Origin of the sequence: Leptospira ilyithenensis (assembly GCF_004771005.1) — a bacterium.
In the GTDB taxonomy this organism is placed as follows: domain Bacteria; phylum Spirochaetota; class Leptospiria; order Leptospirales; family Leptospiraceae; genus Leptospira_A; species Leptospira_A ilyithenensis.
Genome location: NZ_RQHV01000048.1, coordinates 24,403 through 32,644, shown reverse-complemented (window position 1 = coordinate 32,644; position 8,242 = coordinate 24,403). Strand labels below are relative to the sequence as shown.

6 protein-coding genes are annotated in these 8,242 nt (G+C 40.7%); all 6 read right to left on the bottom strand.

Translation table 11 applies throughout. The features are described from left to right. Positions 1 to 411: 411 nt before the first annotated feature. The 6 genes from EHS11_RS10520 to argJ all read right to left on the bottom strand — a co-directional run bounded on the left by EHS11_RS10520 (position 412) and on the right by argJ (position 8,226). Complete coding sequence (locus tag EHS11_RS10520) at positions 412 to 1,536, bottom strand: Re/Si-specific NAD(P)(+) transhydrogenase subunit alpha (RefSeq protein ID WP_135764372.1); 1,125 nt, start codon at positions 1,534 to 1,536, stop codon at positions 412 to 414. Then, positions 1,533 to 2,471 carry a UDP-glucuronic acid decarboxylase family protein gene (locus EHS11_RS10515; protein ID WP_135764371.1) on the bottom strand — a complete coding sequence of 313 codons (939 nt, stop codon included), beginning with the start codon at positions 2,469 to 2,471 and terminating at the stop codon, positions 1,533 to 1,535. The genes EHS11_RS10520 and EHS11_RS10515 overlap by 4 nt, the downstream gene beginning before the upstream one ends. Before the next feature lie 57 nt (positions 2,472 to 2,528). After that, positions 2,529 to 3,416 carry a M50 family metallopeptidase gene (locus tag EHS11_RS10510; RefSeq protein ID WP_135764370.1) on the bottom strand — a complete coding sequence of 296 codons (888 nt, stop codon included), beginning with the start codon at positions 3,414 to 3,416 and terminating at the stop codon, positions 2,529 to 2,531. A gap of 18 nt (positions 3,417 to 3,434) precedes the next feature. Then, positions 3,435 to 5,804 (bottom strand): PP2C family protein-serine/threonine phosphatase, encoded by a 2,370-nt coding sequence (locus tag EHS11_RS10505; protein WP_135764369.1) that lies wholly within the window; start codon positions 5,802 to 5,804, stop codon positions 3,435 to 3,437. After that, positions 5,801 to 6,994 (bottom strand): hypothetical protein, encoded by a 1,194-nt coding sequence (locus EHS11_RS10500; RefSeq protein ID WP_246047768.1) that lies wholly within the window; start codon positions 6,992 to 6,994, stop codon positions 5,801 to 5,803. The genes EHS11_RS10505 and EHS11_RS10500 overlap by 4 nt, the downstream gene beginning before the upstream one ends. A 77-nt stretch (positions 6,995 to 7,071) precedes the next feature. Beyond that, positions 7,072 to 8,226 (bottom strand): bifunctional glutamate N-acetyltransferase/amino-acid acetyltransferase ArgJ, encoded by a 1,155-nt coding sequence (argJ, locus tag EHS11_RS10495; protein WP_135764367.1) that lies wholly within the window; start codon positions 8,224 to 8,226, stop codon positions 7,072 to 7,074. Between the last annotated feature and the right edge of the window lie 16 nt (positions 8,227 to 8,242).

The following is an 8,242-nucleotide window of genomic DNA, read 5'->3' as shown; positions in this document are numbered from 1 at the left end:
TGGCTAGGGGACTTTACAAATTACAATCTGCGGCAATCATGTGGAAGTTACTTACTTATGGGTAACGGGATGGGTGGAAACCCCACCCAATGTCGATAGGGCGGGGATGGTATACCTAAAAATATTGAGCTCGTTGCTGCGACTGAACTGTGCCTTCAACAATATGAATATTTTCAACGTTCGCATCAACATATCCACCTAACAGTTATCTCTGATATTTGCTTTTCGAAAAATTATATTTTTCAATTCAGCTAAGACTGATGTATTACCAATGAATTCGACTCTTAATTTTAATAAGGCTGGATAATTGATTATCAGGTTAAATAGAGTGTGTTCTTGTCCGTCGATAAAACTCGTGCGTCGTGACAGGATGTCACGCGCACAGGAGCCGGAAGCATCGAACGCTGACGCTTAACTTAAAAGAGAAAGAATTCCTTTGTGTCGGATGTTGCCCGATTCAGCTATGAGGCAAGTGTTGATGATCTCGTCTTCCATATTGATCGAAAATTGTTTTTCCTTGTTCACGAAGATCTTCAGGAAATTTAAAATGTTCTTAGCATACATCTTGCTCGCATCCATCGGTTGTGAACTGGGAAGATTGGAATCTCCTATGATTTTAACTCCGTTTTGAACTACTGTTTTATCATTTTCAGTGTATTCGCAGTTACCACCGTTCATTGCCGCCATGTCGACGATGACGGAACCCTTTCTCATGGAATTCACCATCTCTTTTGTAATGAGGACCGGTGCTTTTTTTCCGGGAATGAGTGCCGTTGTGATAATAATGTCAGCTTTTTCAGCAAACTTTGCAATCGCTTCTTTTTGTTTGTTTTTGTAGTCTTCAGTTTGTTCGACCGCATAACCGCCGCTCTTTGATGCATCGGCTGCACCTTCAACTTCCACAAACTTCGCACCGAGAGACATACACTGCTCTTTCACCTCAGGACGGGTATCAAATACGTCTACCACCGCTCCTAAGCGACGAGCCGTAGCAATTGCCTGCAATCCTGCAACACCTGCGCCTAAAATCAGTACGCGGGCAGGAGTAATAGTTCCTGCGGCAGTGGTAAGCATCGGAAAAAACCGACTGTAATTTGCGGCTGCGAGTAGTACTGCCTTGTAACCGGAAACGGTCGCTTGGGAACTGAGAACGTCCATGGATTGAGCGCGAGTGATTCTCGGAATGGTGTCCATAGAGAAAATTTTGGCTCCGAAACTTGCGAGTTCTTTTGTCTTTTGTGGAAAAGCTAACGGAGACAAGGTGCCAATATAAATTTTATCTTTAGGAATTTGTTTTGCAGAATCCGGATCGATCGGATGGATCGAAATGATCAAATCGGAATCTTTCAAAATTTCATTTCTGGAAAGAATTTTGGCTCCCGCTTTTTCGTAATCTGCATCCGAATAGTATGCTTTTTCTCCGGCTTTGGATTCGACTTGAACCGTGAAACCTAATTTCTGTAAGGCGTCGATAACATCCGGGGTAATGGAAACTCTGTTTTCAAAGGAAGGTTCTTGTAGGGCACCGATTTTCATGTATTTAAACTCTTCTTAAAATATTCTATTGTCTTTCTAACTCCGTCAAGCAACGGAACGGTAGGCACATAATTTAACTTTTCTTTGGCGAGCGAAAGATTTGGTTTTCTTCTCGCAGGATCATCTTGAGGGAGAGGTAGGTAAATGATCTTTGATTTGGAACCGACTTCCTTGATCACAAGCTCTGCCAGTTCCTTTACAGTAAATTCACCATCGTTTCCAAGATTGACCGGACCGATGAAATTTTCTGTATTCATCATTCCTATGATTCCGTTTACCAGGTCGTCCACATAACAAAAGGAACGTGTTTGACTGCCGTCACCGTAAATGGTAATGTCCTCTCCACGAATAGCCTGAACGATAAAGTTGCTGACCACTCTCCCGTCATCGGGAATCATTCTGGGTCCGTAGGTATTGAAAATCCGAATCACCCTAATGTCTGTTTTGTGTTGGCGGTGGTAATCGAAACAAAGTGTTTCTGCGACCCGTTTGCCTTCATCATAACAACTGCGGATTCCGATCGGATTTACATTTCCCCAATAGCTTTCCGTTTGCGGGTGTTCCAAAGGATTGCCGTAAACTTCACTCGTAGATGCTTGCAAAATGCGGCCGCGCACTCTTTTGGCAAGGCCCAACATATTGGTCATACCCAGAACATTGGTCTTGATGGTTTTGATCGCATTGTGTTGGTAGTGAACCGGGGATGCCGGACATGCCATATTATAAATCTGATCCACTTCCAGTTTGATGGGATCGGTTATGTCGTGGCGGATGAGTTCGAATTTTGGATTTGCGAGTAGATGTTGGATGTTTTCCTTTCTGCCCGTGTGGAAATTGTCCAGGGAAATCACATGATTTCCTTCTGCAAGGAGTCGTTCACAGAGGTGAGACCCAATAAAGCCCGCACCACCCGTGATTAATATACGTTTTGCCATTGAGATTCTATATTTGGAAGGCTTGCCTCTCCGGCAAATTAAAAATTGCCTTTGAACTCAAGTCCTTTGGTCATTTGGTGGGAAATCTGCTAAAAATTCAGGCGGAACTACAACTCCGCTTTCCGGATCGACTCCTCTTTTTTCCAACCAGAGTTTTGCTTCAGGGCTCAGTTCTCCTGGGAATTTTTCAAATCGTTCCAGAGGGTTCGGTTCCGTATGCGCTTCCTCAGGGTGGTAATCTCCCAGGGAACCTTTTAGGAAAAAGTAAATGATCCCAATGCTGAGAAGCGACCAAAGTGTAGCTATGAGGTAACCTAAAAATAAAACTGCAACCGGAATTTCTTCATTGTTCAGATCTTCCGGAGTTAGCCCCGACATCCAAAAGGCAAGAATGCCCGCGTCCGTTTCCTGGAGTCTGTCTGCAAAATCGGATAAATCGTAAATCGAGTAAAGAGAAATACTCGTTCCTAAAAAAACCAATGTAAGGACGGATACAGATTCGCCTAACATACCTATTACAAGTATGCCTACCCCCCAGAAAATTCCCGTGAAATAGGCAAGTTCGCCTAATTTTGAATACAATAAACTAACAGATATTAAAAGTAGTCCGAATAGGATCAGAGTTTGTCTTGCATTCTTTCCGGAAAATCCGAGTTTTAAAAGCAACCCGCCTACAAGAGAAGAGCCTATATAACCCGCGGAAACCACTAAAATAAAAGAACCTCGGAATGATGCCGGTACGGCAATGGTTTCTCCGCCTTCGTTCCCGTGTAATGTGATTCCTTTTACCATTCCTCCGGTAAAAAGCGCTGCGCTGGCATGGCATATTTCATGTATAAGAACTACAAATTCCTTCATGTAGGATGTTAAGTGGTGGTCCCAAAAAGCGACCAGACTCAAAATCAAAGAGAGGAAGATTGCGAATTTGACTGGTTTGTCAGACATAGCCAATTTTATTATCGGCTAGTCTTTGGCAAAGGTGAGAGCAATAAATGTAAGATCGTCCGCTTGTTCTTTCGATCCTCGGAATTGGTTGATCTTGGATTCGAGTAAAGGTGGCAATTCTTTGACGGTTTTATGGTCGTTGAAGTGCAAAAACTCGATCAATCCTTCCTCACCGAAAAGTTCATCCTTTTCGCCGAAAGTTTCGGTGATTCCGTCGGAAAATAAAAACAACTTGGTATCGGGCCTCAATTTCAATTCTTGCGCTTGGTAATCCGTTTCCAAAATACCGAGCACTCTTTGCGTTTTGGAATGGGCAATCACCGATCCGCTGGAATCCATTTCCAGAAGAGCCAAATGCCCTGCATTGATGAATTTGAATGTTTTTTCTTTGAAATCCAAGACTCCACCGAGTAAAGTCATAAACTCGTTTCCTTTGTATCGCGCTCGGAAGAAGGAATTGATTTCCCGAAACAAACCTTCCAGAGATGTTCCGTTGCGGAGTTGTTCTCTCACAATTCCTTTGATGGCACTCACTAAAAATCCTGTTCCCAGTCCGTGTCCTGCGACGTCACCTAACAGAATGATCATTTTGCTGGAAGAAACAGGAATGAGATCCAGATAATCTCCCGAAATTCCCACAGCAGGTTTCGAAAAAAATCCGAATTCAATCCATTTGATATCACTTGGTAAAATCAAACGTAATGTATTGTCTACGATGGATGCGGTTTGGATATCCCTAACGATTTTTCTTTTTTGAATTTCAGCTTCCAGCAAACTGTAGTTTTCCAAAAGCATGGAAGTGATCTTAACTACTTCATTGATAAATTTCAATTCACCTATGGAAAAATATCTTTTATCCGATTTCTCACCCAAAAGGATCATGGCTTTGACTGATTTTTTACTCGCTGACAAATCATAAACGGGAAAGGCAAGTTGTGTTCCCATTCCTTTCAAAAAATTGTATAGAGTTTCTCTGAGACCGATTCCGTATTCCAAATGGGAAGTGACTGTTACGCGGTCATTACTTAAAAAATAATTCCAGATTTCGGATTGAGAAGGGATTCGAATGAAGTTAACATTGCGAAGGTCCGTTCTTGCAAATTGATCTCCAGGAATCAGAATGATGATGTTGTTCACATTCAAAGTATCCATGACGGTTTGGTTGATGGATAAAATCGTTTTTCTCATGGAGATAGGAGAGGAGATCAAATTTGTGATTGAATTGATACCTTCCCTTAAAACTTTATTTTTTTCAAAAAACCAATAGTCAATCCATTGTTTGGCTTTGAGTTTAACTGGGATAAGATAGGAAGTCAGGATGAATAAAAAGATTAAATTGAAAAACCAACGTTCTTTCAAATAAGGTACGGGCAGAACATAATCCAAAATCAATATCAAAATCGCGTAGGCTCCGATTGTGATGGAAACCAATAAAAGAGTGATGATGGTCGGAGTGAAGATGACAAAGGAGGGAACAAAAGTATACCGATAGGTTCCGTAAAAGAATGTGATAATAAAAAGTACGTATGTCAGAAAGAAAAAGGATCTATGAACAAAGAACCAAGGATGGCCGTTGAAAAAAATCAAACTTACGGGAATGCTTATTAACAGTGCGATGGAAATAAAAAGTGAAATACGTTTCCAAAGTGCTTCGTCTTGCGGCTTGATTTTGATCAGATCGGAAATGATTAAAACCAAATTGACGATTCCGAAAACCAGATTGAGTCCGTGTCCAATGGTGGAGATTTTTTCCAATAACGCCAGATCTTGCGTTTCCTGATTTGCAACGACTGCGACGATAAATGCAATCAGGATTTGAGGAAGCAACCATTTTGAATTGATTTCCTTTCCTCGCAAACGATAGATTAGGTGGTAGTGTAAAAATGCTCCGATGTATAATGAGAAGAAAAATAAAAATACTGAATTATTGTAAGCAAGTAAAAATACATTTGAAAGTAAAATGACTCCCATATTGAAAAAGAAGGCAAAGATCAATCCGTCTCTTGTGGAATAATAAAAATATACCGAAGTGATAAGGCTGAAGAATGCCAAAAACAGATCGAAAAAGAAAATGGAAAGGATATCCAATTTGTTGAATTCGATCAATTCAAAATAAAAAGTTTTGTAATCTCCGTCTTCTTGTAAAATTCGAACCGGATATTTTTCATCAGCTCTTAAGAATTCTTTTTTTTCGAACTGGGTAAGATCCTCTAGATTTGCTCTTTTTCCCCAATGCTCATGACTTTGTTGCCCTATGTTTGTGATTAGTCCTGAAGAATAATAAAAGAAAGGAAGTCTGAGCGTGGATTGTTGAATCCCCACAAAAGAAAAAAATAATAATAAAAAAAACAATAACGAAGAAAAAATGGTAATCGCAAATTCTCTCATCCGAATGCACCGTCTTGAAAGGTAAACTTGAGAATCGGTTTACCTGCATGCAGAATCAGGATCGGCCCTTTTTCCATGCTGATCATATTCTTCCAACCGATGCTCGCCACTACTTCTTCATTATAGCTTTCTCTTGTTATGTGGAACTGCAATCCTTCCTGAACCACATACAATTCGCTATAACCCATTTTTCCGATAATAAGTTCGTATCTGTCCTTCCAGTCTAACTTTTGAAAGGTGGTTTGGATCAATGTTTTGATATCGGTGAATCCTTTCAAAACTCTCAATTGGGATTGGGTATAAACCACACCCAGGATATATGATAATATGATTCCTATATGTTGGTAGGTTCTACCTGCGTTTAAAACCACAAAGAACCAGGAACCGTCTTCGACTTGAAAGAATTCAACCAAGTTTCCATGGCTACGGGGATAAGCTTTGATCATCCAACCCGGCAGCTCCGGAATCGTTCCCGTCTCCAGTAGGTTTTGAACTCTCTCTGCATATTCGGCTTCTTTTCTATACTTTTTGTTTTCGGAAATATGAAAGGATAAAATATTATTATGAATGGTGAGCGCCGATTGTCCTGCAAGAAGCGAAAGCGTATGGACCGCTTCCGGGTTGGGAATATTGGAAACCGCTAAAAAGCCGAATAATTTTTCTCTGAATAAAAACGGATAAATATAATTCGCATGCAATTCCATAAAGTCATTATTGATTTCAGGTAGATAGATGGCTTCGGTAACGGAAGCTCCGTTCTTTTTGTTTTTTAAAAAATCCTGAAAGTTGAGTTTTACGCTGATTTCTTTTGTAGGACTTAATTTTTTTTGCCTTCCCCGGAAATAAGTTTGAAACTCAAAAGTTCCGTTGGGAGACAACAGTGCCATCGTTCCCGAATGGCTTGCGGTAATTTTCACCATATCGGGAAACACATGTTTGATCAAGGCGTCGTAATTGAATTGTTTGATCGCCTGACGGAATGATTCCGCATCTTCGGTAAGATACTCTGACAAAAATTGAGTTCTTAGTTTTTTTGCAAATCGTTCCATCAAAGGCAAAAAGACGACAATGGATGTTGCTGCAACCAGTACAAGGGCTAATTCCAAATGATAAGCCATGTTACGCGGGATGTGTTTCAATACGAAATAATATGTTGTAAATACTATACCAATATAGGTTGTACGTATCAATATTGTTGTTAAAGATACCTTGAGCTGATAGCTCGAAGGTAAAAAATTCTTTAATAATAATTTGAAACGAAGCAGATTCATGTTGTATAGTATGCGTTCTCTTTGATATACCCTTCTGTCAGATCACAACTCCAGAAAGTTTTTTCCGTCTTTCCCGATCCGAGCTCGACTGTAATGACAATCTCTTCTTCTTTTTTGAGATAGTCGGCAATCTTTTGTTTGGTGATCGTATCCGCCGCTTTCACAGGAATCCCGCCCAGATAGATAAAAAGTTTGTCATAGGGAATCGGTTCGTCAAAAACTTTGCCGACCGCCATTACAAATCTTCCCCAGTTGGGATCTCCTCCGTAGATTGCAGTTTTGATCAATGGAGAGTTGAGAATGGATTTTCCGATTTTTGTAGCTTGGTTATCGTCTCTTGCACCTTTTACAGTCAGTTCCAAAAGTTTAGTGGCACCTTCTCCATCACGAGCAATCTTTTTCGATAGTTCGATCGCAATCGATTCCAAATGTCTGTAAAATACTTCATCGGGCAATGTTCCTAAAATTCCGGAACACATCAATACCACGGTATCACTTGTGGAAGTATCCGAATCAATCGTGATACAATTATAAGAATGATCCACAGCCTTTCGCAAAAGTCCTTTCAAGTCGCCGGACTCCGGCAAATAATCGGATAGAATGTAGGATAACATCGTTGCCATATTCGGTTCGATCATTCCCGCACCTTTTGCCATTCCGAAGATCACACCCGTTTCTTTGTCTTTTGTGATTTCTCTGTAAGCGATTTTTTTGCGTGTGTCCGTGGTCATGATCGCTTCCGCCACTTCTTCCAAGTTTCCAGGCTTTAAGTGTTGTTTGGCGTCTCTGCAAGCAGATAAAATTTTTTCCATGGGCAGAGGAACACCAATCACTCCGGTGGAAGAAGGTAAAACATCAGTAATTTTTATAGAAAGGGATTTTGCGATTTCTTCACAGATTTGATAGGAGTCCTGAACTCCTTTTTCACCGGTTGCCACATTAGAGTTTTTGGAATTGATAACGATCGCCTGCAAAAGTCCGTTTTGGATGTGATCGCGTCCTACGATGACGGGAGCGCCGGGATAATTGTTTCGGGTGAATACCGCTGCCGCCTGACAGACATTTTCCGAATAGATAACTGAAAAATCCAGAGTATTGTCTTTGATCCCGATGTTTCGGCCGAAAGAAAAAAATCCAAGTGGGTATCGCATAAAAGTTTCCAAAAGT

Coding starts and splice junctions, on each gene's coding strand:
- EHS11_RS10505 (WP_135764369.1), bottom strand. CDS start 5,804: ATGAGAGAATTTGCGATTACCATTTTTTCTTCGTTATTGTTTTTTTTA.
- EHS11_RS10515 (WP_135764371.1), bottom strand. CDS start 2,471: ATGGCAAAACGTATATTAATCACGGGTGGTGCGGGCTTTATTGGGTCT.
- EHS11_RS10510 (WP_135764370.1), bottom strand. CDS start 3,416: ATGTCTGACAAACCAGTCAAATTCGCAATCTTCCTCTCTTTGATTTTG.
- argJ (WP_135764367.1), bottom strand. CDS start 8,226: ATGCGATACCCACTTGGATTTTTTTCTTTCGGCCGAAACATCGGGATC.
- EHS11_RS10520 (WP_135764372.1), bottom strand. CDS start 1,536: ATGAAAATCGGTGCCCTACAAGAACCTTCCTTTGAAAACAGAGTTTCC.